We start from the raw sequence: 25,215 nt of genomic DNA, 5'->3' as shown, positions 1-25,215 counted from the left end.
TTGTGTCCCGGTCGCGCAGGGGCGCATCCGTGTGGGTCTGGGGTTCATGGGGCCGAAGTCGGGGCGACAGGATTTGAACCTGCGGCCTCCCGCTCCCAAAGCGGGCGCTCTACCAAGCTGAGCTACGCCCCGGGCGCGCACATTCATGTGCGCCGAAAACGGCCGTTGGTCAGTCTAGCCGACATGACCTTGTAGACTCATCTGGTCGCCGCGTTTACCCGCGGTTCCGGGGCTGTAGCTTAGTGGTAAAGCCTCTGTCTTCCAAACAGATGATGCGAGTTCGATTCTCGTCAGCCCCTCCAACGTCCCGACGTGCCACCTCAGGTGGTGCGGCGGGACGTTCGTGTTGAAGCGGATCGAACTCTGGAGTGGGCCCACGCCGCCCGAGGTACTGAACTAGATGACCTGCGCAGCAGCGTGAGTTGCGGAATGCGCGCGGTAGATCTCGGCGTTGCGCAGGATCCCGGCCTTCTCGTCTTCCGTGAGCTCGCGGCGCACCTTGCCGGGTACGCCGGCGACGAGCGACCCGTCGGGCACGACGGTGCCCTCCAGCACGACCGCTCCCCCGGCGATCAGGCATCCGCTGCCGATCTGCGCGCCCGAGAGTACGACGCTCCCCATACCGATCAGTGAGCCGTCGCCGATCGAACACCCGTGGACGACGGCGTTGTGCCCGACCGAGACGCCACGACCGATGACGACGGGATGCCCGGCATCCACATGAACGGACACGTTGTCCTGCAGGTTGCTGCCGGCACCGAGCGTGATCGACGAGCTGTCACCGCGCACGACCGCGTTGTACCAGACGCTGGCACCCTCGGCGAGGGTGACGTCACCGATCACGCGCGCGCCGGAAGCGACGAAAGCCGTCTCGTGCAGGCGGGGTGCGCGAGCACCCAGGGACAGGATCGAAGCGTCTTCGGCGACCGTCATGGCCCTGACACTAGCGGCTGTAAGCCGAGCCTTCACTTGCTTGCGGAATGTTCCTCACTGAGTAGCGTTGTTCCTGACAGCAGGCGCAGCAGTGCGCCCTGAGCTCTCAAGGAGGACGAGAAATGACGAAAACGCAGACGATCTCGATGACGACCGCAGGCCCCGAGGCATCCGCCAGCACCGCCCAGTTCCTCACGCCGGTGGTCCTGGGACTTCAGTCCCTCGCCGTCAACGGCAAGCAGGCGCACTGGAACGTGCGCGGCTCGAACTTCATCGCGATCCACGAACTCCTCGACACCCTCGTCGCGAACGCGCAGGCATCCGCCGACCTCGCCGCCGAGCGCATCGTGGCTCTCGGGTTGCCGATCGACGGTCGCGTGTCGACGATCGCCGCCAAGACGCCGCCGACCGCGGTGCCGGCCGGCTTCACGCCGTGGCAGCAGATCATCGTCGCGGTCATCAGCGACATGGATGCCGTCATCGCCGACGTCCAGACCGCGATCGACGGACTCGACGAGACCGACCTCACCAGCCAGGACGTCGCGATCTCGATCAAGGCCGGACTCGAGAAGGACCGCTGGTTCCTCTCCGCGCACCTCGCCGAGTAATCTTCTCCGAAAAGCCCCGGGCCCTGTGGTCCGGGGCTTTTCGGTGCGCGCGATGGGCAGGGAATGAGGAGATGCGGGATGCTGCGGTCCGATATTCAGACGTGCGTGAGACGCCCGGCGATCATGGTCGCGGCGACCGCGGTTGCGCGCAGCGACGGCTCATCTGCCGCGAGCGGGTCACGGTCGACAACGGCGAGGTCCGCGAGGGTTCCGGGCGCGAGTGCGCTGCCGGTGTGCGATCCGCCGGCGGTGGATGCCGCCAGAGCCGTCGCGGCATCCACTCCTTGACCGGGCTGCCAGGGGTCACGGCCGTCGCGCGTGCGATGGATGGCCGCGGCCATCGCCGCCCACGGATCGAGCGGCGAGACGGGGGCATCCGACCCGAACAGCAGGTTGGCCCCGGCGTCGGCGAGGGCGCGCAACGGATAGGGCACGGCGGTCTGGGTCGCCCAGATCGCATCGGTCATGTCACGGTCATCGATCGCGTGCTCCGGCTGCACACTTGCCGCCACGCCCACCCGGGCGAAACGTGCGATGTCGGCGTGCGCGACCAGTTGCGCATGCTCGATCGTCCCGTGCGCGCCGGCGATCGCGAAGGCATCGAGCGCATTCGTGTTCGCGAGATCGCCGATCGCGTGGACGGCGCACGCGAGACCGGCTCCCGTCGCCCGGGTGAGGAGCGCGATGAGCTCCTCCGCCGGAACCGTCAGCACGCCGTGATTGTGCGGATCACCGGGGTACGCGTGCGAGCAGGCAGCGGTGCGCGTACCGAGCGAACCATCCGTGATGACCTTCAGCGATCCGACGCGCACGCGGCCCGCTGGATCGAGGGCGACACCGGTCGCGAGGCCCTCCGCGATCGCGCGCTCCAGGTGGTCGGGGTAGACGCCGAACGACACACGCGTTGCATCGAACCCCGCATCCACCCGGCGCGCCCAGGCTTCGGCATTCCAGGCCATGTCGAAGTCGACGACACCGACAACCCCGCGGGCGGCGGCGGACTGGAGACTGGTCGCGACGAGTGCGTCGCTGGAGAGCGGATCGGCTGCGTTCAACCGGCGCGAGATCTCGAACGCGGGCGCTTCGCGGAGAACTCCGGATGGCGTGAGGTCGAAGCCCTCCCGGAGGAGCGCGGCCGAATTGAGCCAGACGCTGTGGACGTCGGCATTGATGAGGTAGGTCGGCACGTCGCCGGTCGCGGCATCCAGCACGGCGCGCTCCATGGCATCGGGCCATAAGGCGTCGCGGAAGCCCGTGCCGACGCGACGGCCATCCGGGAGCACCGGGGCACGACCCATGAGCGCAGCTGCTTCTGCTGCGGATGCTGCCTCGCCCAGGTCCTCGCGCTGAGCGGCGAGGGCCCACTGCACCGTGTGTACGTGATGGTCCCAGAGGCCCGGCACGACCCAGCCGCCGGCGGCATCGAGCACCCCACCGCGGCGCGGAAGAGCGCCGGCCGGCGCGATGTCGGCGATGAGTCCACCGCGCAGGTGGATGTCGACGGGATCGGGCCCGAACGGGTCGAGCCGTTCCCCACCGGTCAACCGTGCGTTCGTGATGGTGTCGACGCGGTCACCGCGTGCCAGGCTCACCGCGTGCCTCGCGCCGCGCGCAGGACCTCGTGTGCTCGACGCATCTCTGCGGGCAAGCGTGGATCGCCATACCCACCGCTCTCCCGCTCGAGCTGGAGGATGATCTCGTCCACAACGTCGTCCGGTCGGTTCTGGCTGAGCTTTCGCTTGGCGACAACCGTGGTGGGCGTGAGACGGAAACCGACGGTGCCGCCCTCGAGCCTCCGCACGAAATCCGGATCGTTGGGAAGCTTCCAGAGGAAACGCGGATCCGCCTGAGCAGACTCGAACCGGCGGACGAGGCGATCGAGGACGACGAGGTTCTCCCCCGGCGTGAGGATCTCCGGGACGCCGGAGAGATGCACGGAAACGAAGTTCCAGGTCGGAACGTTGGGCCCGTCGCCGTACCACCCCGGCGAGATGTAACCGTGGGGACCTTGCACGATCACGAGCAGTTCGCCCTCACCCAGGCCGAGAATGGCGTCATCCGGCTTGCCGACGTGGCCCACGATCGTCAGGTCGTCGCGTTCCTCGTCCAGCAGCACCGCGTAGTGCGAAGCGACGAGCCCGGCGCCGGTGGCACTGACCAGAGTCATCCAGGGGTTCTGGTCGATGACGCGACGCAACTCCGTCACATCGGTCATCGCGAAACTCGGATTCTGTCTCATCTCATCCTCACACCTGACACGTCGGACACCAGTAGAGCTTGCGCGCGGCCATCTCTTCGAGAACGATCGACGTGCCACAGACCCGGCAGGGTAACCCGGCGCGGTGGTAGACCCAATGGCGGTCGTCGCGATGCGCCATCGCGAGCCGATAGGCCTCGGGATCGAGGTCGTCCATCGTCATCATCTGACCGGTCTCGACGCCGATCGCCAGCAGCCGCACCCAGTCGCGCCAGAGCGCGCGGACGACGTCGTCCGGGACATCGCGCCCGGGCGTGTGCGGGTCGAGATTCGCGCGGAACAAGAGCTCGGCGCGGTACACATTGCCGATCCCGCTGACGACGCTCTGATCCATCAGGAGGAGACCGATCGGGGTGGGCTTGCGGCGCACGACCGACACGAAGCGTTCTTCGCCCTGCGCCGAGTCGTCGACGAGCGGGTCGGGCCCGAGTTTGGCCACCGTTGCTGCGACCTCGTCAGGAGACTGCAGCTGGCAGGCGGTCGGACCGCGCAGATCCGCGCAGGTCATCTCGGTCAGCAGTCGCAATCGCACCTGACCGACGACCGGCGGGGGCCATTCGTCCGCCGCGTCACCGAGACCGCGTGTCTGCTCACTCATCCGCACGTTGACGCGGGCACGGCGGGGCGCTCCGATCGAGCTCAAAGAGTTCTCCCCCGCCCCATCGAAGATCGGGGGGAGGTCTGTGCCGCGCTGATTCGTCTGCCCGATCCGCCCATTCGCGGAGGCAATCGTCGGGTCGACCTGGATCTCCCCCGCAAAGTCCCACGCGCCGTACATGCCGAGGTGCACCCGCAACCAGAGGTCGTCGTCGAACTCGAGGAACATCTGTTTGCCGACAGCGCGCACCTGCGTCGCCGAGCGTCCGTCGAGGATCGATGCACCTTCTGCGAACCGCCCCTGCGGGCTGGATGCCGACACGCGTCGTCCGACGATGTTTCGCTCGAACTGGCGTGCGATGCGGTGAACGGAATGACCTTCGGGCACTGCGTACTCAGCCGGCTTCAGGATCCATCGCATCAACCGACTCGCCGCCGGTGACGGCCGCGCGGGGGTCGAGCTCGAGTGAACCGTCGGCCTCGAAGGCGGCGAGCTGCGCGATACGACGCGCATGACGCTCCTCGCCGGAGAACGGGGTCGCGATGAACCGGTCGATGAAGCCGATCGCCTCCTGAACCGTGTGCTGGCGCGCACCGATCGCGATGACGTTCGCGTCGTTGTGCTCGCGGGCGAGTTCCGCTGTCGCGATGCTCCACACGAGCGCAGCACGCACGCCCTCGACCTTGTTCGCCGCAATCTGCTCGCCGTTGCCGGAACCGCCGAACACGACGCCGAGCGTCGGGGTACCGGCATCCTGATCGCGGACGACAGCCTGCGCGGCACGAATGCAGAACGCCGGATAGTCATCGAGCGGGTCGTAGTCGATCGGACCGTGGTCGACGACGTCGTGTCCCTGCTCGGCCAGATGGTGCTGCAGCTGGGTCGAGAACTCGAGCCCGGCATGGTCCGTGGCGATGTGGATGCGCATGCCCCCCATCCTATGAAGCCGTAGGCTGGTCGGGTTGCCGCCGGCGCCAGCAGCGCCCGTCCGCGGTGGCACACCCTGAACCCACGGGAGTACTGCAGTGCCTGGAGAGAACCTCACCCGCAGCGAGGCGCAGCAGCGCCGCGCGATCGTATCGACGAACGCGTACGAGATCGCGCTGGATCTGACGACCGGTCCGGAGGTGTTCCGCAGCCGCACGGTCATCCGCTTCACCGCGACCGAGGGCGCGTCCACGTTCGTCGATCTGATCGCGCGCGACGTGCACGAAATCACGCTGAACGGCCGCTCGGTCGACCCGGCGTCCGCCTACGCCGACTCGCGCATCACTCTTGACGCACTCGCCACCGAGAACGAGCTCATCGTCGAGGCCGACGGCCTCTACACGAACACGGGCGAAGGGCTGCACCGCTTCGTCGATCCCGCCGACGGCGAGGTCTACCTGTACTCGCAGTTCGAGGTTCCCGATTCGCGACGCGTGTTCGCCGTGTTCGAGCAGCCTGACCTGAAGGCGACGTTCCAGTTCACCGTGACCGCGCCGGCGTCGTGGAAGGTCATCTCCAACTCGCCGACCCCGGTTCCCGCCGTCGACGGCGCGAACGCGATCTGGACGTTCGAGCCCACGCCGCGCATCTCCTCCTACATCACGGCGATCGTCGCGGGGCCCTACGAAGAGACGTTCTCCGAGCTCACCAGCGCCTCCGGCCGGGTCATCCCGCTCGGTGTGTACGGACGCAAGAGCCTCTGGCAGCACCTCGATGCCGACTACATCTTCGACAAGACCCGCGAGGGCTTCGCGTACTACGAGGAGAAGTTCGGCGTTCCCTACCCGTTCGCCAAGTACGACCAGCTCTTCGTGCCGGAATTCAATGCCGGCGCTATGGAGAATGCGGGCGCGGTGACATTCACCGAGACCTACGTGTTCCGCTCGAAAGTGACGGATGCCGTCAAGGAGCGTCGTGTCGTGACGATCCTGCACGAACTCGCGCACATGTGGTTCGGCGACCTCGTGACCATGAAGTGGTGGAACGATCTGTGGCTCAACGAGTCGTTCGCCGAATGGGCATCGACGATCGCGACGGCTGAGGCGACCGAGTGGACCGAGGCATGGACGACGTTCAACGCCATGGAGAAGACCTGGGCCTATCGCCAGGACCAGCTTCCCTCCACCCACCCCGTCGTCGCGACGATCAACGACCTCGAAGACGTGCAGGTGAACTTCGACGGCATCACCTACGCCAAGGGTGGTTCGGTCCTCAAGCAGCTCGCTGCATGGGTCGGCATCGAGGCGTTCTTCGCGGGCGTCTCCCAGTACTTCCAGAAGCACGCCTGGGGGAACACCGAACTCAGCGACCTGCTGGTCGAACTGGAAGCCACGAGCGGTCGCGAGCTCGAAACGTGGTCGAAGAAGTGGCTCGAGACGGCGGGTGTCAACACCCTCTCCCCCGAGATCAAGACCGACGCCGACGGCGTCATCACCCGCTTCGCGATCGTCCAGACGGCACCGGCCGACTACCCGACCATCCGCCCGCACCGCCTGGGCGTCGGCTTCTACACGCTCGAGGGCGAGACGCTGGTGCGCACCCACCACGTCGAGCTCGATGTCGACGGCGACCTGACCGAGGTGCCTGAGCTCAAGGGTCTCACTCAACCGGATCTCGTTCTGCTGAACGACGAGGACCTCGCCTACGCGAAGATCCGCCTGGATCCCCGGTCGCTGCACACCGCCATCGCTCATCTCGGCAAGATCACCGACCCGCTCGCACGGTCACTCGTGTGGGGTGCCGCCTGGGACCAGACGCGGGATGCGGAAGCCTCGGCATCCGACTACGTCGATCTGGTGCTGCGCAACATCGGCGCCGAAACCGAATCGACCACGATCCGCACGACCCTCGGTCAGCTGCAATTGGCGGCGAACTCGTACGTGACACCCGACACCCGCACGGCGACGCGGCAGAAGGTCGCCGATGGCCTGTGGGCCCTCGCCCAGTCCGCCGCCGCGGGCAGCGACAGCCAGCTGCAGTTCGCGACGGCGTTCGCCTCCGCGGCCGCGACGAGCGCGCAGTGGGAGACCGTTCGCGCCTTGCGCGACGGCGAGACGGTGCTCGAAGGGCTGGAGATCGACGCGGACCTGTCCTGGGCGTTGCTGGTCTCGCTCGCCGCGGGGGGCCTCGTCACAGCGTCAGACATCGACGCCGCGCTCGCGGCCGACAACACCGCCAAGGGCGGGGAGTTCGCGGCGCAGGCGAAGGCCGCACTGCCGACCGTGGCCGACAAGCAGATCGCGTGGGCATCGCTCGTGGACACCGAGGGCCTGCCCAATACGGTGATCCGGTCCGCCGCGGTGGGGCTCACGCATCCGGCCGGCGTCGATGCGCTGCCGGAGTTCATCGAGCCGTACTTCGACATGCTGCTGCCGATCTGGAGTTCGCGGACCTATCAGATCGCGAACTACCTCATCGTCGGGCTCTACCCGGCACCGTTGGCCAACGCGGCGCTGCGGGACGCGACACGGGGATGGCTCGAGGTCCACACGGATGCCGCGTCGGCTCTTCGCCGACTCGTCAGCGAGAACCTCGCCGGCGTCGAGCGTGCGATCGCCGTGCAGGAGCGCGACGCTGAGTAGCGAAGACCACCACCGGCGGCGGCCTCCTCCTTCGGGCGGAGGCCGCCGCCGTATGATCATCCCGAGGTCGGATGCGTGGTCCTCCGCACGCCGGTAGCGTCGAAACCATGATCGTTGCAGAGAACCTCACCAAACGCTTTGGCGACAAGGCTGCGGTGTCGGACGCCTCCTTCACCGTGCAGTCCGGAAAAGTCACCGGCTTCCTCGGGCCGAACGGCGCCGGGAAGTCCACGACGATGCGGATGATCGTCGGGCTCGACAAGCCCACGTCCGGCACAGTCACCGTCGACGGGCGCCCGTATTCCTCATTGCGGTCGCCGCTCACCGAGGTCGGGGTGCTCCTGGACGCGAAGGCGGTCCACACCGGCCGCAGTGCGCGCAATCACCTCTTGGCCATGGCCGCAACGCACGGCATCCCGCGTTCGCGAGTGGACGAGGTGATCGCGCTGACCGGCATCGCCTCCGTGGCGCGGCGTCGTGCCGGGAAGTTCTCGCTCGGCATGGGTCAGCGGCTGGGCATCGCGGCGGCGCTTCTCGGTGACCCCCGCACGCTGATTCTCGATGAGCCGGTGAACGGCCTCGACCCGGAGGGCGTCATCTGGGTGCGTCAATTCGTCCGCGCCCTCGCCGCGGAAGGGCGCACCGTTCTGCTGTCCAGCCATCTGATGAGCGAAATGGCGCTCACCGCCGACCACGTCATCGTGCTCGGACGCGGACGAGTTCTCGCCGATGCCTCCCTCGATGACTTGGTGGGGGCCTGGACCCGCTCGGTCGTGACGGTTCGCAGCCCGCGCGCGGCAGATCTCGCCCGCGCGATCGACGGCCCGGATGTGACCGTCGCCGACGTCGCGCCGGGCGTCCTGGAAGTCAGCGGGCTCGCCGCCGCCACCATCGGCGACGCCGCCGCGGCACACGGCATCCCCCTGCACGAACTCACCCCCCGCGCGGGATCGCTCGAAGACGCGTATCTCGCGCTCACCGAAAACGCCGTCGAGTACAAGACGAAGGACGCCTGATGACCGCCGCCTCCGCCCCCACGCGGGCTCGCTCGACCTCGTCCGTGCCGCGGACGGCACGGCTTTCCTTCCTGCGGGTGCTGCGCAGCGAGCTGGTCAAGCTCGCGACACTGCGTTCGACCTGGTGGTCGCTCGGAATCACGGTAGCGCTTTCGGTGGGGATCGCGTTGCTCATCGCTGCGGCCTCTCGCGACTTCGGCGGCGATTTCCCCGCGGTGAACGCGATCACGGCACCGATGCAGTTCACGATGCTCGTCGCCGGGATCTTCGGTGCCATGGCGATCACCGGTGAGTACTCGACCGGCATGATCCGATCCACACTGACCGCTGAGCCGCGCCGCGGCGGCGTCGTGCTGGCCAAGGCGATCGCGGTCGCCCTGTTCCTCCTGATCACGGTCCTCGTCAGCACCCTGATCGCCGTCGTCAGCACCGCGCCGCTCCTCGGCGACGCGGGAATCGACTGGAACGACACGGATGCTTCCACCGTGCCACTCGCGAACAGCCTCCTCGCCATGGTCGCGTTCGGGCTCATCGGACTCGGCTGGGGATTCATCATTCGCAACGGGGCGGGTGCCATCGCCGCTACCGTCGGACTCCTCTTCGTCGCGCCGATCATCTTGAGCCTGTTCACGATCGGCGGCGAGGCATGGCTCTGGCTCGTCGACCTCGCCCAGTACCTCCCGATGGGCGCCGCTTCCACGCTCACCAGCGGTGGTGCGATCGAGAACGCCGTGCCCGTCATCACCCTGCTCGCGTGGCCCGTCGGCACGCTCCTCGTCGGATGGATGATCCTCCGCACGCGCGACGCGTGAAGCATCCGCGGCGCACCCTCGTGACAACTGAGGTGCGCCGCGGATCACACGGGGACACTCGTTAGGATCGTCCCGATGAGCATCCTCCCGATCGACACCGCACCTCCCGCCGACTGGTCGTGGGGATGGTGGGGCAATCTCGCCCTGGTCTTGGGCGTGAGACTCTTGGCCATCGCCGGGATCATCCTCGGCGCTTTGGTGCTGTCGTGGCTGCTCCGGTTCGCGATTCGCCGAGTCGTGCGCAGGATCGTCGCCGGCGCGAAATCGAAAGCGAACGTGGACGACACCCGCGCCATCGACGCGTCTCCGCTGGCGCAGGTCCGGCTCGTCCAGCGCACGCGCACGCTCGGCACGATTCTGCAGAACATCGTCAACATCGCGCTCGCGATCATCGCTCTGCTGATGATCGTCAATGTCATCGATCAGAGCGTGCTCGGGTCGTTTGCGTTGCTGTCGGCCGCGATCGGCGCCGGTCTCGGGTTCGGTGCGCAGAACATCGTCAAAGACGTCCTCAACGGCATCTTCATCGTCGCGGAGGACCAAGTAGGCATCGGCGACGTCGTCGATCTCGGCCTGGCCACCGGTATCGTCGAGTACGTCAGCGTCCGCATCACCCACGTGCGCGACGTCAACGGCACACTCTGGTATGTGCGCAACGGCGAAATCACCCGAATCGGCAATATGTCGCAAGGCTGGTCAAGGGTGATCATCGACCTCGCCGTGGCTGCGGACTCCGACGTGAACCAGGTCGAGAAGGCCATGCTCCACGCCGCGAAAGATCTCGCGAAAGATCCCAAGTGGCGCACTCGTGTCATCGAGCAGCCCGAAGTCTGGGGGCTCGAATCCGTCTCCGGCGACGCGCTCGTCATCCGCCTGGTCATGAAGACACGCGCCGGATCGAAGGATGACGTGGCCCGAGAGCTGCGGATGCGACTCAAGCACGCGATCGACGATCTGGGACTCACCCTGCCGCAGCTCAACTCGATCACACTGTCCGGGCTCGAGGGCGCTCAGCGCGTCCGCGGTGCCAATCCGCCCAAGACCCACCCGACGCCGATCACGGTCGAGAAGCCGCTGTGGAAGCCGAAGCGTGCGGCAAAGCCCAAAGCGACACCGGAGGACCCGGGCTCAGCACCGAGCCCTGACACGAAGACGGAGCCCAGCTCATGACCGACGACAGCCCGATCAGCTTCTACGACGAGGTCGGTGGGCACGACACCTTCGTCCGTCTGGTCGATGCGTTCTATCGCGGCGTCGCGCAGGATGAGGTCCTGAAGCCGATGTACCCCGAAGACGACCTCGGTCCGGCCGCGGATCGTCTCACGATGTTCCTCGAGCAGTACTGGGGAGGCCCGAACACCTACAGCCAGCGCCGCGGGCACCCTCGCCTGCGCATGCGCCACGTTCCCTTCCACGTGAATCCGGATGCGCGGGACCGCTGGCTTCTGCATATGCGTACGGCGTTGGACGAGGTGCAGCTCTCGCCGTTGCACGCCGCGACGCTGTGGGACTACCTCGAGCGAGCCGCTTTCGCGATGGTCAACACGTTCGAACCCTCCGGCATCGGCCCCGCGCGCCCGGCGGGTGCGGCCGGACTCCTGGTGCACCCGGACACGGCGGACCCCGCCGCATCACCCCCGACGACACAGGAGTCGCCATGACCATCAGTCACACTCACTCAGCGGATGTCCTCGTCGTCGGCTGGGGCCTCGCCGGGCTCGTTGCCGCGAGCGAAGCCGCTGCCGCGGGAAGGAGCGTCGTGATCGTCGATCAGGAATCCCGTCCCAACCTCGGCGGACAGGCTTTCTGGTCCTTCGGTGGGCTGTTGTTCATCGACTCCCCCGAGCAACGGCGCATGGGCATCTCGGACTCGTACGACCTCGCGCGTCAGGATTGGTTCGCAACGGCAGGGTTCGATCGCGAAGAGGACCACTGGCCGCGTCAGTGGGCCGAGGCCTACCTGCAGTTCGCGCACACCGAGAAGCGGGCGTGGCTCCGCGAGAAGGGCGTCGGGTTCTTCCCGGTCGTCGGATGGGCCGAACGCGGTGGGTACACCGCGACGGGCCCGGGCAATTCCGTCCCCCGCTTCCACATCACCTGGGGTACCGGGCCCGGAATCGTCGCCCCCTTCCAGGCTGACGTCGAAGCCGGTGAAGCGGCCAGCCGCATCACGATCCTCCCGCGCCACAAGGTGACGGTGCTCACAACGGTCGACGGCACGGTCGTCGGCGCGTCCGGCGATATTCTCGCGCCCTCCGGCGCGGCACGGGGCGCTGCCACGTCACGGGAGGTGGTCGGCGCCTTCAGCGTCTCCGCATCCGCCACGATTGTCTCTTCCGGAGGCATCGGAGGCAACCACGACCTCGTCCGCGCTCAGTGGCCGACGCGCCTCGGCACGGCGCCCGAAAAGATGATCTCCGGCGTCCCCGCCTTCGTGGACGGATCCATGCAACCCGTCACGCAGACCGCCGGCGCGAGGCTCATCAACGGCGACCGGATGTGGCACTACGTCGAAGGCATCCAGAACTGGAACCCGATCTGGCCCGATCACGGCATCCGGATCCTCCCCGGGCCCTCCTCGATCTGGCTCGACGCGACCGGTCGACGTCTACCCGTCCCCCTGTTCCCCGGATTCGACACCCTCGGCACTCTCGAGCATCTCCGCACTACCGGACATGACCACTCCTGGTTCGTCCTGTCCCGGGCGATCGTGGAGAAGGAATTCACCCTCTCCGGCAGCGAGCAGAATCCGGACCTCACCGGGAAGAACGTTCCCTTGCTCGTGAAGTCGAGGCTCGGGAAGGGTGCGGCGGGCCCCGTTCAGGCGTTCCTCGACCACGGAGCGGACTTCGTCGTGCGCGATGACCTCGATTCCCTCATCGACGGGATGCGGGCGCTGCCGGGCGGCGATGTCCTCGACGGGCACCGTGTGCGCCTCGAAGTCGAAGCGCGCGATCGGGAGATGGACAACGACTTCACCAAGGACGCGCAGGTGGCGATGCTGCGGTCCGCGCGCTCGTACCGTGGCGATCGGTTGGTCCGCACCGCGACGCCACACAAGATCCTCGATCCGAAATCGGGTCCGCTCATTGCGGTGAAGCTCCACATCCTGACCCGCAAGTCTTTGGGTGGCATCGAGACCGATCTGTCCGGGCGCGCGCTCGGCGCCGACGGTCGACCCGTCCCGGGCCTCTACGCGGCGGGCGAAGCCTCCGGCTTCGGCGGGGGCGGCGTGCACGGGTACCGTGCGTTGGAGGGCACGTTCCTCGGCGGATGCCTGTTCTCCGGCCGCGTCGCCGGCCGAGCAGCGGCCGCCGCCGTCTGATTCAGGCTGACGGGCCTGTCGCTCGGACGCCGGTGAGTCCCGACCGGACGGTTCCGCGGGTAAGCACGTGACCGCGGGTGAGACTGAGTCGCGTCCACGGGCCGAGCCGGCGTACCGCTGCGACCTCTTCGCCGCCGATGAAGCCCAGAGCGAATGCCGCGAACGCGACGCCGAGGGGAAGCCCGTCGAGTTCATCGTCGGGACGGCCCCACACGTCGGCGCGGACGGCGCGAACGATCTCTTCTCCCGCCGACGTCGGGACGGCTTCCGCGACGGCAGCGATCCCCCATTGCGCTCGTGCGGCGAGCGTCGCCGCGGAGAGCTCGCCCGCGGGCTCCCACCCGGAGCGCGGAGCAGAGATCCCCGCCCACGGTGCCGATACTGCCGATTCAGGCAAGAGGAGCTCACACGGATCGTCGGTCGCCGCGAGCGACGATGCCTCGACGACGAGGTCGCATTCCAACTCGGGGTCCACCCGCACGAGCCGCATCCCCAACACGGTCGGCGTCGCGTCCAGCAGGTTTTCCGGTGCGAGCGGTGCAGACGTCAGCGCAAGCGTGCCGCCGGCCGCCCGCAACCGCACGGCGCCGTCTCCGAGACGCACCGCCCGCTGCGCGAAGGTCAACGCGTCGGCCGCGGTGGGGGCATCGGGGAACAGAAGGCGAGGTGACATCCGCTCTAAACTATCAAGCGGACGGCCCACAACAGGTGGCTTGCCTCGGACGGGAGCAGACGTGACGGAGCAGACCGATCCGGTGACGATGATGCTGGGGGTGCTCGATCTCGCTTCCAGCGACGCCCGCACAACGGAAGACATCTTCACCGGCGACTCGCACCCCATGCCGACGGGGCGCATCTTCGGTGGGCAGGTGCTCGCGCAGGCCATCATCGCCGCGGACCGGACGACGGACGACGATCGCGTTCCCCACTCGATGCACGGCTACTTCCTGCGGCCCGGAGATGCGTCCCGTGGGCTCACGCTGTCGGTGGATCGCATCCATGACGGTCGGTCCTTCTCGACGCGGCGCACGCAAGCCTTCCAGAACGGCGTGCCGATCTTCTCGATGATTTCCTCGTTCGAGCGCGAGGACCCGGGGCTCGACCACCAGAGCGCGATGCCGGAGGGTGTGCCGACACCCGAGTCGGTGGCCGCGACCGCGCCGGTGCTCCACCCGTTCTCGCGTCGACTTCTCGACTCGAGCCCCATCGAAGTGGTTCACGTCGACGGAGCGATCTACGACGCGACGCCGACACCGGCTTCCGCGACGCAAAACGTCTGGATGCGTGCACGCCGCCCTCTCGGCGACGATGCCGCGGTGCACCGAGCGGTCCTGGCCTACATGAGCGACCTGACGATTCAGGAGACCGTCCTGCGCGCGCACGGTGTGGCCTGGTCGCTGCCGGGATTGAAAGTCGCGAGCCTCGATCACGCGATGTGGTGGCACCGCCCGGCCCGCGCCGACGAGTGGCTGCTCTATGCGCAGGAATCCCCCAGCGCCCGTGGCGGGCGCGGGCTCGCTCGCGGGCGCCTGTTCACGCGCGAGGGTGCGCTCGTGGCCACCGTCGCGCAGGAAATCATGATCCGGGTGCCGGCCTGACCGGCGTCCGCAGGGTCAGCGCCGCGTGAATGCGACCGGCTCGCCGAGGTAAGGCGACCACGCCGCGCGCATCCGGTCGTTCAGACGCACGGGGCGGAAGGTCTGCGCGTCGACGAGCACGACGGCCGACGATGCCCGCGCGTAGAGCGTCTGCGGTGCGTCGCTCAGCGGGCTGTAGACCTCATAGCAGACTTCGATGCTCGAGCCGCCGATCTTCCCGAACCACATCTGAATGTCCAGCGGCTCGCGGCGGTACGGCACGGGAGCGAGGTATTCGATCTCCTGGCGCGCGATCAGTGTGAGCTCACCGGCATCCACTCCCGCGTCGATGACGGCGGTGTCGGGCGCCTGCTCGCCGCCGATCGGCGACCAGAACACCCGTACGCGCGCCTCTTCGAGGAGCTTGAGCATCGTCGCGTTGTTCACATGATTGAACGCGTCGAGGTCACCCCACCGCAGATGGATCGGAACGTGCAGCCGCGCGCTCGTCGAGGTGTCAGTCACGCGTGAGCTTGCGGTAGGTCGACTTCGCCGGGTTCGCCGCGTCCGCGCCCAAGCGCTCGACCTTGTTCGCCTCGTACGACTCGAAGTTCCCCTCGAACCAGTACCACTTCGCCGGGTTCTCGTCCGTGCCCTCGTAGGCGAGGATGTGGGTGGCGATACGGTCGAGGAACCACCGGTCGTGAGTGATCACGACGGCGCACCCGGGGAACTCGAGGAGTGCGTTCTCGAGGGATCCGAGCGTTTCGACGTCGAGGTCGTTGGTCGGCTCGTCGAGAAGCAGCAGGTTGCCACCCTCCTTGAGCGTCAGAGCGAGGTTCAGCCGGTTGCGCTCACCGCCGGAGAGGACGCCCGCCTTCTTCTGCTGGTCGGGTCCCTTGAAACCGAACTTCGACACATACGCGCGGGACGGGATCTCCGTCTTGCCGACCGTGATGATGTCCAGGCCGTCGGAAACGACCTCCCACAGGGTCTTCTCGGGGTCGATGCTGCTGCGCGACTGGTCGACGTAGCTGATCTTGACGGTCTCGCCGATCTTCAGGTCACCGCCGTCGAGGGGCTCGAGCCCGACAATCGTTTTGAACAGCGTGGTCTTTCCGACGCCGTTGGGGCCGATCACGCCGATGATGCCGTTGGGCGGCAGGCTGAAGCTCAGGCCGTCGATGAGGACACGGTCACCGAACGCCTTGTGCAGCTTCTTCGCGTCGATCACGACGCTGCCGAGGCGGGGACCGGCGGGAATCTGGATCTCTTCGAAATCGAGTTTCCGCTTGCTCTCGGCCTCGGTCGCCATTTCCTCGTACCGAGCGAGCCGCGCCTTCGACTTGGTCTGACGGCCCTTCGCACTCGAACGAACCCAATCGAGTTCATCCTTGAGGCGCTTGGCGAGCTTCGCGTCACGCTTGCCCTGAATGTCGAGACGTTCGGCCTTCTTCTCGAGATAGGTCGAGTAGTTGCCCTCGTAGCCGATCAGGCGGCCGCGATCGACTTCGGCGATCCACTCCGCGACGTTGTCGAGGAAGTACCGGTCGTGGGTGATCGCGATGACGGCACCCTTGTAGGCCTGCAGGTGCTGCTCGAGCCAGAGGACGCTCTCAGCATCGAGGTGGTTGGTGGGCTCGTCGAGGAGCAAGAGGTCGGGCTTCTGCAGAAGGAGCTTCGCGAGTGCGACGCGACGACGCTCACCACCGGAAAGGGGCGCGACGGGAGCATCCGCCGGCGGCGTGCGCAGAGCATCCATCGCCTGGTGGAGCTGGGATTCGAGTTCCCAGCCGTCGGCCGCGTCGATCTCTTCCTGCAGGGTGCCCATCTCTGACAGCAGCGCGTCAAAGTCGGCGTCCGGATCGGCCATGAGTGCAGAGATCTCGTTGAATCGGTCGAGCTTCGCCTTGATCGCGACGCCGTCTTCGATGTTCTCCAGCACCGTCTTGGTGTCGTCGAGTACGGGCTCCTGCATGAGGATGCCGACCGTGAAGCCGGGCGCCAGTTTCGCTTCACCGTTGGACGGGTTGTCGAGGCCCGCCATGATCTTCAGGATCGTGGACTTTCCCGCACCGTTCGGCCCGACCATGCCGATCTTGGCACCGGGGAGGAACGCCATCGTGACGTCGTCGAGGATCAGCTTCTCGCCCACAGCTTTGCGGGCACGGACCATGGAGTAGATGTATTCGGCCATAACGGCCTCAGTCTACGTGCGCAGCCGCACGGGGCTCACCAGTCGATGGGTCGGGTCTGTCCGATGAGGCACGTTCCCCCGGGCACTTCCGGAAGGACGACCGCCGTCGGCGCCGGGGTGGACGGACCCACTTGCCCGACCAGACACTCCCCCTGCCAGCGGACGGAGAACTGGATGGCGTCGGCCGGGTTGTCGACCGTAGTGCGGTCCTGCGTCACTTCCATGTCGGCCTTCGGGAAGCCGGCTGCCACGAGCGCGTCGATGTAGGCGCGCCCTTGATAGCTCTGGTCTTCGGCCCAGACGCTGTCCATCACCACGCGGAAGAACGGCAGGTTGTCCTCGGCAGATCCATCGGGCACAAGGACCGGAACGGACGGAGACGGCGTGCCGCTCGGACCGACCGATGCGGTCGAGGTCGTCACTGATGTCGGCTCTCCATCGGGCGCTACGGCGCATCCGACCCATGTCAGCACACCGATGATGACCCCCGCGACCACGGCGGACACACGGATAGATCGCGAGGTGGTTCGGCGCACCCGAGCAGTCTAGAGCGCCGAACCTGTGACCTCGGCGGCTCAGAACGGCGTCGGATCGCCGAGGGGTCGCGTGTCCCAGGTGCCCGCAGACACGAGCTCGGGTGCGGGCGCGAGCTCGGCAGAGTCGCCCGCATCCCGCGCAGGCGACGCCTCCGCCTGCGTCTCCGGGCCGGGGTCAGCCCAACCGGATTCGCCCGTCGATTGCGACTCGGGCCGCGGTGCCACGCGATTGCGGTCATCCCGCTGGAAGCTCGTCGTGCCGAACAGAAGGTCGGGCCCCACAGCGTCCGCGTCGATCTCGGCTTCCGTGCCATGCTTGCCGCCGGCCTCCCACTGCCGCACTCGGAACCGACCGGTCACGATGACACGCTGCCCCTTCGTGAGAGAGGCAAGAGCGTGCTCGGCCAGTCGACGGTAGGCCGACACCGTGTACCAACTGGTGTGCGCGTCGACCCAGGTCCCGTTCTCCTGCCGGCGCTGGCTGGTCGCGGCGAGTCGAAATCGTGCGATCGGCTCGCCTCCGGGGAGGGAGCGCGGCTCCAGTTCGTTGGCGATGTTGCCGACGACGGTGATGTGTTCGGTCATGACGGATCCTCTCTCCTGCGCCGAAGACGGTCCTCGGCCCGCTCCGGCACCCGGGTGCCCACCGGGTGCCGGAGCACTCTCAGACTGCAGCGCCCCGGGGCCGCGTAGCTGCGGCGGACGTCGATCTGTGGAGAGGTCCGGCCAATCGCGCCCTGGGGAGGAAAAGTGCCGATCGCCACGAGATCTCCGTGTCGGAGGCCGCGCGTAGGGTCCGGAGCAGATGCCACCCGAACGGGTCGCAGATCACGATCAGAGAGGAAGCCGCATGCAGACCATCGACCTCGCGCCCTCCACCGTCGACGCCGCCGGAGTGCGGGTCATCCCGATCGGCGTGCAGCGATGGAGGGTGCTGGACCTCTCCGGCCGCGCACTCGGACAGCTCGTCGCCTCCGGTGAAGCGACCGGCAGACGCTTTCGTGCGCGCCGGTTCCACCCCGCACGTGGGGCCTTCCATGACGTCGGCGACTTCTGGCGGGCCGCCGAGGCGCTCGAATGTCTGCGACTGCTGCGGTGACTCAGACGACGGCTTCGAGCAGCTCGCCGCCTGACACCGGAGCGGCCGCGCGCACCGTGGGCCACACGCGAGCGAGGACGTCGACGGCGCGTCGAAGCTGATCGGCGGGTGCCGTGAACGGAATGCGGAGGTGGCGGTCGTGGCCACCGTCGACAGCGAATCGCGAGCCGGCAGACAGGTACACCCCGTGGGCGCGTGCTGCGAGAACCAGACCCGAACTCAGCGGCGCGTCCAGCTCGACCCACAACGCGACGCCGCCGGCCACATGCGGCACGCGCCACGACGGCAACTCGAGCCGAAGTGCGGACGTCACGGCATCCCGCCCTTCGCGGAGAAGCGCAGAACGCTGGCTCAGAATCGTGGGCATCAGTGGCATCAGTCGCGCAGCCACGGCCTGCTCGAACTCCGGAGTACCGAGGTCTCGCCGGGGTCGCGCCGCGACGAGGCGCCGGATCAGCTCAAGGTCGGCCCGGATCCATCCGACGCGCAGGCCGCCCCATACCGTCTTACCCAACGACCCGACACGAACGATGTCTGCGTGCGAGAAGCCGCTGTCGCCGACGAACAGGGGCCCCGCGGGCCGCGGGTCGATCGCGAGCTCGGCTGTCGTCTCGTCGATGACGAGAGTCGTTCCTGCGCGCACTGCCGCCTGCGCGATCGCGGATTGCTCGTCGCCGGACATACTGCGTCCGGTCGGGTTCTGGTAGCTCGGCATGAGGTAGGCGAGCGTCGGCGACGTTCTCGTGAACGCTTGCGCGGCGCGGTCGAGGTCCCACCCCTCGGTGGTGACCGGCACACCGACAAGCCGTGCGCCGGCTTCCCGCAACGCTTCCGCCGCGTGCGGGTAGGTCGGCGTCTCGATCACAGCCCGGTCCCCGCGCCGCAAGAGCACGCTCGCGAGCAGATGGATAGCCGCCTGCGCGCCCATCGTGATCATGATCTGGTCGACCGAGGTCGTCACGCCGCGCTGTGTGAAGCGCTCGGCAACCTGCGCCCGGAGCTCCATGGACCCGAGGACGTCGTAGCCGGACCGGGCCACGAGGGAAGCCGCATCCACCGCCGTCTCGCTCATGATTCCCGCCAACCCGGGCCAGGCCGCGGGACTCGCCTGCTGGAGATCGATGTCGTCGTCGTTCACGGAGACCCGGCCCAGCTCGCGTCGACCGAGCGGGAGCGTGACGCTGCCCGAGCCGCGCACACTCTCGATGTGTCCCGTGTCGCGCAAGCTGCCGTATGCGGTGGCGACGGTCGTCCGGCTCAATCCGAGGGCTGCTGCGAGTTCGCGCTCTGCCGGAAGCGCCGTGCGAGGCGCCAGCCGGTTGTCGAGGCAGAGAAGACGGATCCCATCCGCCAACGCTTCGTATGCAGGCTCGCGCGTGCGCCACCCGCCCAGCGCAGCGGCCAGGGCCCGTGCCGTCAATCGAGAGTCCATGCGTCCACGATATCTAAATTGGACTGCTGCTCAAGGTCCAATCATGCGATTGGATATCTTCATGGCCCTTCGTCTCGTACAGCTCCTCGTCGGACTCATCTTGTTCGGCGCCGGCTGCGGAATCATGGTGCGCGCGGGAATCGGGCTGGATCCGTGGACGGTGTTCGCGCAGGGCCTGGCTCTGCAGACGGGGATCGGGATCGGCTGGATCACCAACATCGTCGGCTTCCTGGTCCTGCTGCTCTGGATTCCACTGCGTCAGCGCCCGGGGATCGGTACGGTCGCCAACATTCTGCTGGTCGGCACGAGCATGCAGGCCACGATCGCGGTCGTCCCCCACGTCGACGGTTTTGTGTGGGACCTGCTGATGTTCGTCGGCGGGATGCTGCTGGTCGCGGTGGCGTCCGGTCTGTACATCGGCGCTGATTTCGGGCCCGGGCCGCGCGACGGATTGATGACGGGGCTCAATTCGCGCTTCGGCTGGCGGATCTGGGCCGCGCGACTCGGCGTTGAAGCCTCCGTACTCGTCGCCGGATGGCTTCTCGGCGGCACGGTCGGTCTCGGGACAGTGATCTTCGCGCTCTGCATCGGCCCGCTCGTGCACGTCGCGCTTCCGCCTTTCGACCGTCGGCGCAGGCGCGCGGCACGCGTGGCGGAGACGGTACAACCGGTCTGAGCGACCTTCGGGTCGGCTCAGTGCTCGCGGAACTGCGGCCAATCCGCACCGGGGGCCAGATGCCCATGCAGCGCATTCTTTGCGATGTCCATCGACGGGTATGTGCCGAGACTCGCCTCGGCGCCGGCGATGGTGACGGTGTAGCCGTCGTCGTCCTTGCGAACGCTTCCGACGACGTTCCCCTCGCTGCCGTAGGCAACCCAGAGACTGGATGAACTCATGATGGCGCTCCTCTCGTTCTGCCCCTGACGCTACGCCGACGAAGCGCCGCGCGCCACGGTTCTCTGCGTCGCACCCGCGATCACACCCTGCGGCGTTGCGCGGTACGGTAGAACACGTCTCACCACCCTCCATAGCTCAGTGGAAGAGCGAGCGGTTTCTACCCGCAAGGTCGGGGGTTCGAATCCTCCTGGGGGGACTCTTTCGCTGATGTGCCCTCCGGCGTCGCCTGCGCCAGGCCGGCGTGTCGGCCTGCTCGTTAGGATGACGGAATGGTGAATGCCGCGGAGAACGACAGGATCGTCTGGATCGATTGCGAGATGACCGGGCTGGATCTGGCTGTCGACGAGCTCGTCGAGATCGCGATCGTCGTGACCGATTTCGAACTGAACGTGCTTGACCCGGGCTTCCAGATCGTGATCAAGCCCGACGACTCCGCGCTGGCGAACATGAACGACTTCGTGACGAACATGCATGCCAGCTCGGGGCTCCTCGAAGAGATCCCACGTGGCGTGAGCCTCGCCGAAGCGGAGTTCGAGGCGCTCGAGTACATCCAGCGTTTCGTGCCGGAGGGGAAGGCGCCGCTCGGAGGCAACACGATCGGCACCGACCGGATGTTCCTCGCGAAGTACATGCCACGCGTCGACCGCTGGCTGCACTATCGCAACGTCGATGTCTCCAGCATCAAGGAGCTGTCGCGTCGCTGGTATCCGCGCGCCTACTTCCAGGCCCCCGTGAAAGACGGCGGGCACCGTGCGCTCGCCGATATCCGCGAGTCGATCCGTGAGCTCGCGTACTACCGCGACGCGGTGTTCGTCGCCGCACCTGGACCGACGTCCGATGAGGCGCGAGAGGCGGCAGCCTCGGCTGTGTCGTCGTTCGCCCGCGAGCTGTAATACACTTGATGGGTTGCCCGGAGATGGGCACATGGTGGGTATAGCTCAGTTGGTAGAGCGCGGCCTTGTGGTGGCCGATGTCGCGGGTTCGAGCCCCGTTACTCACCCCAAGTACTCCCCCGGTGGGAGGGTGTCATGATCGAGATGGATGCGGTGGCGTTCGATCGCCTGGTGACCGATGAACTCGACCTTCTTCCCGACGAGATGCTCGACGGGCTGGACAATCTCGTGTTCGTCGTCGAAGACCGTCCGGAAGACGGGAGCCTGGACCTGCTCGGTCTGTACGACGGACTCGCCCTCACGGAGCGGGATCGTTACGGAATGGGTGAACTCCCGGATCGGATCATCGTCTACCGGGAACCGCACCTGCACGCGTGCGATGACCTCGACGAACTCCGCGAGGAAGTGCACACGACGCTGGTGCACGAGATCGCGCATTTCTACGGGATCGATGATGAGCGCTTGCACGAACTGGGGTGGGCGTGATGAGCGTCGCCCTCCCCCTCGACGACGTCGAACTCCGCCTCGAAGAAACCGGGTTCGGCGCCTGGCAGACGGTCGTCTGGAACGATCCGGTGAACCTCATGAGCTACGTCGCCCACATCTTCCGGGAGTACTTCGGTTTCTCGGCGGAGCGCGCCGAGAAGCTCATGCTCGCCGTGCACCATGACGGCCACGCGGTCGTCGCGGAAGGTGCGCGCGAGCAGATGGAACTGCACGCCCAGGCCATGCACGACTACGGCCTGTGGGCCACCGTCCGCGAGGCGGGGGGATGACGGGGTCCGTCGAACTCGACCTGTCGCTCATCGAGGCAGCTCATCTGACCGACCTCGTCGAGCAGTTCATCGAGGTGATCAGCGCAGGCGAGGCGACGGACGATCCTGCCGTCGCGCGACTCGTGCCCGATGCGTACCGGGACGATGACGCTGCCGCTGAGGAGTTCCGACGCCTCACCCAATCCGACCTGCTCGACCGGCGGCTCGCCGATGCCCAGCTCGTTGCGACGACGCTTCTCCGCGACGGCGAGCAGTTGTCCCCGGCATCCCTCGACGTCACGGAGTTCGACGACCGCCTACGGGTGCACCTGGACCGTCACGCATCCGCTGCCTGGCTACGAACGCTCAGTGCCCTGCGACTCGTCCTGGCGACGCGGCTCGGAATCCACACGGAAGACGACCACGACGACGCCGATGGCCGATTCGGCATCTACGACTGGTTGGGCTATCGCTTGGACGGGCTTGTGCGCGCGTTGGAACGCTGATCAGGGCATCGCGAAGACGAACATGGCGTGGCTCTGAGGCCGGTGCTGCGCAAGGTGCACCGTCTCCTGTGCGGCCCACTGATCCCAGTGCGGCCGGTACGTCTCGCCATCGCGATCGAGAGCCCGCCGTTTGCGCGAAGACGCCGGTGCCTCCAGCCAGACCGTGACGTCGGCCAGCGCAGCGGTCTCTGCGGTGAGCAAGCCCGCACCTTCGACGAGGAGTGGGCGATCCGGATCGACCGTATGCGCTTCCGCGCGGCGCCCGAGAGCCCAATCCCACCGCCGCCAGGTGGCACTATGTCCCGTCGCGTGCGGCGCGATGACGCGCTTCAACGCCTCCTCGGCCCCCGCAGCCAACCCATCCCACCCCGGGTAGAGATCGTCGAGGGCGATGAGTTGCAGGCGGCCGCGGCTACGCGCGACGAGATCGGCCGCGAGAGTGGACTTTCCCGACCCGGATCGGCCGTCGATCAGCGTGATCGGGGCGAAAGCGGATGCCGAACCGAGCGCGGCGACGATGTCATCGGCGGCGGCGGACAGCGCCGCCGCGAAGGTGAGGTCAGCGCTTGAGGGCACGGATGATGCGGCTGAGCGCCCGACCCACGACCCACACGAGCGGGATCGCGATCGCGGCGAGCGAGACCAGGTTCGGTTCGAACCGCAGGTCGTCGCCCTTGCGGATGTAGGCACCCAGGGGAATGGCGTAGCCGCCGCCTCCGCCGCCGCTTCCCTCTGCGGCTTCCCCGGCGCCGAAGCCGGTCCACGCGAGGGCGACGGGCACGAGTGTCACACCCCCGACATCCTGCTGTTGTCCGTAGACGCTGTTCACGCCGAGGGAGGCTGTCTGCTTGCCGAGTTCGAGTGCGAGATTGGGCATGCCTCCACCGTACTGCGCAGTCGGAGCCTGCGCACGGCTTCGTCAGTCGCGCGAAACGTCCGGCAGTCGCGGATTGGTGGGAAGCGCATTGACGTCGCGACGTGGTCCGATCACGCTGGCGCGCGTGACGGCTCCGCCACCGAAGCGTTCGCGCGCACCGTCGAGCGCGGCATCGATGCGCTTCCAACCGGCGTCGTCGTCCCAGAGCGGGATCATTCCACCTCCGTGGGGGCGCAGCTTCTCCGCCCGGACACCGATGAGCCGCACCGGCTGCGACAGGTCCAGCTGCTCGAACAGGCCGATCGCGACGTCGCCGATCCGCTGTCCGACGTCGGTGGGCTCTGCCGGCGTCGATGCTCGCGTCAGCGTCGTGAAGTCGGCGTAGCGCAACTTCAGGGCGATCGTGCCGGCCTCCCACCCGCCGGCCCGTAGCCGGGCCGCCACACGGTCGGCCAGTCGGCGCAGTTCGCTGCGGAGCACCGTGGGGTCGGCGACATCCTCGAGGAAAGTCTCTTCGTGGCCGATGCTCTTCTCGATGCGTTCAACCTCGACCGTGCGCGGGTCATGCCCCTGCGCCAACTGCCGGATGCGCTGGCCGGTCACGGCCCCGAGCGCCCGGTCGAGGACGGACGGCGGCGTGGCGAGAATGTCGGCGACGGTGTGGATGCCGCGCCCTGCCAGTGCCTCGGCCGCTTTCGGCCCGACGCCCCAGAGCGCAGCCACCGGTCGCGCGGCGAGGAAGGCCGCGGTCTCGTCGGCGCTCACGATGAGGAGCCCGTCGGGTTTCGACAGAGTCGATGCGATCTTGGCGACGTGCTTGGTCGATGCAACGCCGATGCTGCAGATCAACCCCGTCTCGGCGCGGACGCGTGCGCGCAACTCGCGCGCGATGTGTCCCGGGCTCCCCCACAACCGCCGCGCACCGGCGACATCGAGAAAGGCTTCATCGATCGAGAGGGGCTCGACGAGCGGAGTCACGGAATGGAAGATGTCCATGACCTGGCGCGACAGCGCGGCATACCGCTCGAAGTGCGGGACCACGACGATCGCGGTCGGGCACAGCCGTAGCGCGACCTGGACCGACATCGCCGATCGCACGCCGTATCGGCGCGCCTCGTACGAGGCGCTCGCAACCACACCTCGCCCCTCGGCGCCTCCGACGATCAGCGGTTTCCCGGCGAGCGACGGATCGTCGAGCACTTCGACGGACGGGTAGAAGGCATCCATGTCGACGTGCAGGATGCGGGTACCCGAATCGTCGGCATCGTCCGGTGAGACGACCCGCCCCGTTCCATCGCCGCGTCCCATGCATCCATTCTGCCGGTCA

29 protein-coding genes and 4 tRNA genes are annotated in these 25,215 nt (G+C 67.4%); 17 read left to right on the top strand and 16 right to left on the bottom strand.

From position 1 onward, the window contains the following. Positions 1-58: 58 nt before the first annotated feature. Positions 59-132: transfer RNA gene (locus N4R40_RS04470), tRNA-Pro, on the bottom strand. Positions 133-228: 96 nt separating this feature from the next. Between N4R40_RS04470 and N4R40_RS04465 the strand changes: the two genes are divergently transcribed. Then, positions 229-302 (top strand) — tRNA-Gly (locus tag N4R40_RS04465). Between the two features lie 94 nt (positions 303-396). On the opposite strand, the gene N4R40_RS04460 is transcribed toward N4R40_RS04465, so the two are convergent. Further along, a complete protein-coding gene (locus N4R40_RS04460; protein ID WP_261606147.1) occupies positions 397-933 on the bottom strand; it encodes a gamma carbonic anhydrase family protein in 537 nt (178 codons plus the stop codon). A gap of 122 nt (positions 934-1,055) precedes the next feature. On the opposite strand from N4R40_RS04460, the gene N4R40_RS04455 reads away from it, so the two are divergent. Next, positions 1,056-1,541: a Dps family protein gene (locus tag N4R40_RS04455; protein ID WP_261606146.1), complete on the top strand. Its 486-nt coding sequence runs from the start codon at positions 1,056-1,058 to the stop codon at positions 1,539-1,541. Positions 1,542-1,636: 95 nt separating this feature from the next. Here N4R40_RS04455 and N4R40_RS04450 read toward each other — a convergent pair whose 3' ends face one another. From N4R40_RS04450 to N4R40_RS04435, 4 genes are read right to left on the bottom strand one after another with little or no spacing between them, the layout of a single operon-like run. Beyond that, positions 1,637-3,133, bottom strand: a complete 1,497-nt coding sequence (locus tag N4R40_RS04450; protein WP_261606145.1) for an amidohydrolase — start codon at positions 3,131-3,133, stop codon at positions 1,637-1,639. Next, positions 3,130-3,780: an FMN-binding negative transcriptional regulator gene (locus tag N4R40_RS04445; RefSeq protein ID WP_261606144.1), complete on the bottom strand. Its 651-nt coding sequence runs from the start codon at positions 3,778-3,780 to the stop codon at positions 3,130-3,132. Before N4R40_RS04445 ends, N4R40_RS04450 begins: the two co-directional genes overlap by 4 nt. A gap of 7 nt (positions 3,781-3,787) precedes the next feature. Further along, positions 3,788-4,783 carry an Fpg/Nei family DNA glycosylase gene (locus tag N4R40_RS04440; protein WP_261606223.1) on the bottom strand — a complete coding sequence of 332 codons (996 nt, stop codon included), beginning with the start codon at positions 4,781-4,783 and terminating at the stop codon, positions 3,788-3,790. Positions 4,784-4,790: 7 nt separating this feature from the next. Further along, the gene (locus N4R40_RS04435) at positions 4,791-5,324 is read right to left on the bottom strand and encodes a ribose-5-phosphate isomerase (RefSeq protein ID WP_261606143.1); all 534 of its coding nucleotides are present in this window, start codon (positions 5,322-5,324) and stop codon (positions 4,791-4,793) included. A gap of 97 nt (positions 5,325-5,421) precedes the next feature. On the opposite strand from N4R40_RS04435, the gene pepN reads away from it, so the two are divergent. The 6 genes from pepN (at position 5,422) to N4R40_RS04405 (ending at position 13,118) form a co-directional block, all read left to right on the top strand. Then, positions 5,422-7,965 carry an aminopeptidase N gene (gene pepN, locus N4R40_RS04430; protein ID WP_261606142.1) on the top strand — a complete coding sequence of 848 codons (2,544 nt, stop codon included), beginning with the start codon at positions 5,422-5,424 and terminating at the stop codon, positions 7,963-7,965. Positions 7,966-8,072: 107 nt separating this feature from the next. Continuing rightward, positions 8,073-8,981 carry an ABC transporter ATP-binding protein gene (locus N4R40_RS04425; RefSeq protein ID WP_261606141.1) on the top strand — a complete coding sequence of 303 codons (909 nt, stop codon included), beginning with the start codon at positions 8,073-8,075 and terminating at the stop codon, positions 8,979-8,981. Further along, complete coding sequence (locus tag N4R40_RS04420) at positions 8,981-9,793, top strand: ABC transporter permease (protein ID WP_261606140.1); 813 nt, start codon at positions 8,981-8,983, stop codon at positions 9,791-9,793. Before N4R40_RS04425 ends, N4R40_RS04420 begins: the two co-directional genes overlap by 1 nt. Positions 9,794-9,868: 75 nt before the next feature. Next, positions 9,869-10,963, top strand: a complete 1,095-nt coding sequence (locus tag N4R40_RS04415; RefSeq protein ID WP_261606139.1) for a mechanosensitive ion channel family protein — start codon at positions 9,869-9,871, stop codon at positions 10,961-10,963. Further along, a complete protein-coding gene (locus N4R40_RS04410) occupies positions 10,960-11,454 on the top strand; it encodes a globin (RefSeq protein WP_261606138.1) in 495 nt (164 codons plus the stop codon). Before N4R40_RS04415 ends, N4R40_RS04410 begins: the two co-directional genes overlap by 4 nt. Next, positions 11,451-13,118 carry an FAD-binding dehydrogenase gene (locus N4R40_RS04405; protein ID WP_261606137.1) on the top strand — a complete coding sequence of 556 codons (1,668 nt, stop codon included), beginning with the start codon at positions 11,451-11,453 and terminating at the stop codon, positions 13,116-13,118. The genes N4R40_RS04410 and N4R40_RS04405 overlap by 4 nt, the downstream gene beginning before the upstream one ends. A 1-nt stretch (position 13,119) precedes the next feature. Here N4R40_RS04405 and N4R40_RS04400 read toward each other — a convergent pair whose 3' ends face one another. Then, positions 13,120-13,791, bottom strand: a complete 672-nt coding sequence (locus N4R40_RS04400) for a hypothetical protein (RefSeq protein ID WP_261606136.1) — start codon at positions 13,789-13,791, stop codon at positions 13,120-13,122. A gap of 88 nt (positions 13,792-13,879) precedes the next feature. Here N4R40_RS04400 and N4R40_RS04395 point away from each other — a divergent pair, with 88 nt between their 5' ends. After that, a complete protein-coding gene (locus N4R40_RS04395) occupies positions 13,880-14,716 on the top strand; it encodes an acyl-CoA thioesterase (RefSeq protein WP_261606222.1) in 837 nt (278 codons plus the stop codon). A gap of 15 nt (positions 14,717-14,731) precedes the next feature. Here the strand turns inward: N4R40_RS04395 and N4R40_RS04390 are convergent, their stop codons facing one another. Genes N4R40_RS04390 through N4R40_RS04375 form a run of 4 tightly spaced genes read right to left on the bottom strand, consistent with a single transcriptional unit; the run spans position 14,732 to position 18,013 of the window. Further along, positions 14,732-15,220, bottom strand: coding sequence for an acyl-CoA thioesterase (locus tag N4R40_RS04390; RefSeq protein WP_261606135.1), 489 nt, complete (start codon positions 15,218-15,220; stop codon positions 14,732-14,734). Beyond that, positions 15,213-16,892 (bottom strand): energy-dependent translational throttle protein EttA, encoded by a 1,680-nt coding sequence (gene ettA, locus N4R40_RS04385; RefSeq protein WP_261606134.1) that lies wholly within the window; start codon positions 16,890-16,892, stop codon positions 15,213-15,215. Before ettA ends, N4R40_RS04390 begins: the two co-directional genes overlap by 8 nt. 35 nt (positions 16,893-16,927) lie before the next feature. Continuing rightward, positions 16,928-17,428 carry a DUF6993 domain-containing protein gene (locus N4R40_RS04380; protein ID WP_261606133.1) on the bottom strand — a complete coding sequence of 167 codons (501 nt, stop codon included), beginning with the start codon at positions 17,426-17,428 and terminating at the stop codon, positions 16,928-16,930. A gap of 39 nt (positions 17,429-17,467) precedes the next feature. Continuing rightward, positions 17,468-18,013, bottom strand: a complete 546-nt coding sequence (locus N4R40_RS04375) for a single-stranded DNA-binding protein (protein ID WP_261606132.1) — start codon at positions 18,011-18,013, stop codon at positions 17,468-17,470. A 265-nt stretch (positions 18,014-18,278) separates the two neighbouring features. Here N4R40_RS04375 and N4R40_RS04370 point away from each other — a divergent pair, with 265 nt between their 5' ends. Continuing rightward, positions 18,279-18,527 (top strand): hypothetical protein, encoded by a 249-nt coding sequence (locus tag N4R40_RS04370; RefSeq protein WP_261606131.1) that lies wholly within the window; start codon positions 18,279-18,281, stop codon positions 18,525-18,527. A 1-nt stretch (position 18,528) separates the two neighbouring features. Here N4R40_RS04370 and yczR read toward each other — a convergent pair whose 3' ends face one another. Further along, entirely contained in the window at positions 18,529-19,959 is a 1,431-nt protein-coding gene (yczR, locus tag N4R40_RS04365) for a MocR-like transcription factor YczR (RefSeq protein ID WP_261606130.1), read from the bottom strand. A gap of 61 nt (positions 19,960-20,020) precedes the next feature. Here yczR and yczE point away from each other — a divergent pair, with 61 nt between their 5' ends. Beyond that, on the top strand, positions 20,021-20,635 hold the full coding sequence (gene yczE / locus N4R40_RS04360) for a membrane protein YczE (protein WP_261606129.1): 615 nt from the start codon (positions 20,021-20,023) through the stop codon (positions 20,633-20,635). Positions 20,636-20,652: 17 nt separating this feature from the next. On the opposite strand, the gene N4R40_RS04355 is transcribed toward yczE, so the two are convergent. Next, on the bottom strand, positions 20,653-20,856 hold the full coding sequence (locus N4R40_RS04355) for a methyltransferase (protein ID WP_261606128.1): 204 nt from the start codon (positions 20,854-20,856) through the stop codon (positions 20,653-20,655). Between the two features lie 125 nt (positions 20,857-20,981). On the opposite strand from N4R40_RS04355, the gene N4R40_RS04350 reads away from it, so the two are divergent. From N4R40_RS04350 to N4R40_RS04325, 6 genes are all read left to right on the top strand, one after another. Then, a tRNA-Arg gene (locus tag N4R40_RS04350) sits at positions 20,982-21,053 on the top strand. Between the two features lie 73 nt (positions 21,054-21,126). Next, positions 21,127-21,750, top strand: coding sequence for an oligoribonuclease (orn, locus tag N4R40_RS04345; protein WP_261606127.1), 624 nt, complete (start codon positions 21,127-21,129; stop codon positions 21,748-21,750). A gap of 34 nt (positions 21,751-21,784) precedes the next feature. After that, positions 21,785-21,860, top strand: a tRNA-His gene (locus N4R40_RS04340). 25 nt (positions 21,861-21,885) lie between these two features. Next, on the top strand, positions 21,886-22,236 hold the full coding sequence (locus tag N4R40_RS04335; RefSeq protein ID WP_261606126.1) for a metallopeptidase family protein: 351 nt from the start codon (positions 21,886-21,888) through the stop codon (positions 22,234-22,236). After that, entirely contained in the window at positions 22,227-22,526 is a 300-nt protein-coding gene (gene clpS, locus N4R40_RS04330; RefSeq protein ID WP_261606125.1) for an ATP-dependent Clp protease adapter ClpS, read from the top strand. The genes N4R40_RS04335 and clpS overlap by 10 nt, the downstream gene beginning before the upstream one ends. Next, positions 22,523-23,011, top strand: coding sequence for a DUF2017 domain-containing protein (locus N4R40_RS04325; RefSeq protein WP_261606124.1), 489 nt, complete (start codon positions 22,523-22,525; stop codon positions 23,009-23,011). Before clpS ends, N4R40_RS04325 begins: the two co-directional genes overlap by 4 nt. Here N4R40_RS04325 and N4R40_RS04320 read toward each other — a convergent pair whose 3' ends face one another. From N4R40_RS04320 to dinB, 3 genes are read right to left on the bottom strand one after another with little or no spacing between them, the layout of a single operon-like run. After that, positions 23,012-23,587, bottom strand: coding sequence for a nucleoside/nucleotide kinase family protein (locus tag N4R40_RS04320; protein ID WP_261606123.1), 576 nt, complete (start codon positions 23,585-23,587; stop codon positions 23,012-23,014). After that, positions 23,571-23,888, bottom strand: coding sequence for a hypothetical protein (locus N4R40_RS04315; RefSeq protein ID WP_261606122.1), 318 nt, complete (start codon positions 23,886-23,888; stop codon positions 23,571-23,573). The genes N4R40_RS04320 and N4R40_RS04315 overlap by 17 nt, the downstream gene beginning before the upstream one ends. 42 nt (positions 23,889-23,930) lie before the next feature. Further along, positions 23,931-25,196, bottom strand: coding sequence for a DNA polymerase IV (gene dinB, locus N4R40_RS04310; protein WP_261606121.1), 1,266 nt, complete (start codon positions 25,194-25,196; stop codon positions 23,931-23,933). Between the last annotated feature and the right edge of the window lie 19 nt (positions 25,197-25,215).

The sequence above is a fragment of the Microbacterium memoriense genome, assembly GCF_025398275.1.
Classification (GTDB): Bacteria; Actinomycetota; Actinomycetes; order Actinomycetales; family Microbacteriaceae; genus Microbacterium; species Microbacterium memoriense.
Note: the sequence above shows the minus strand (reverse complement) of the source record. Positions and strands in the feature narration are given on the sequence as shown.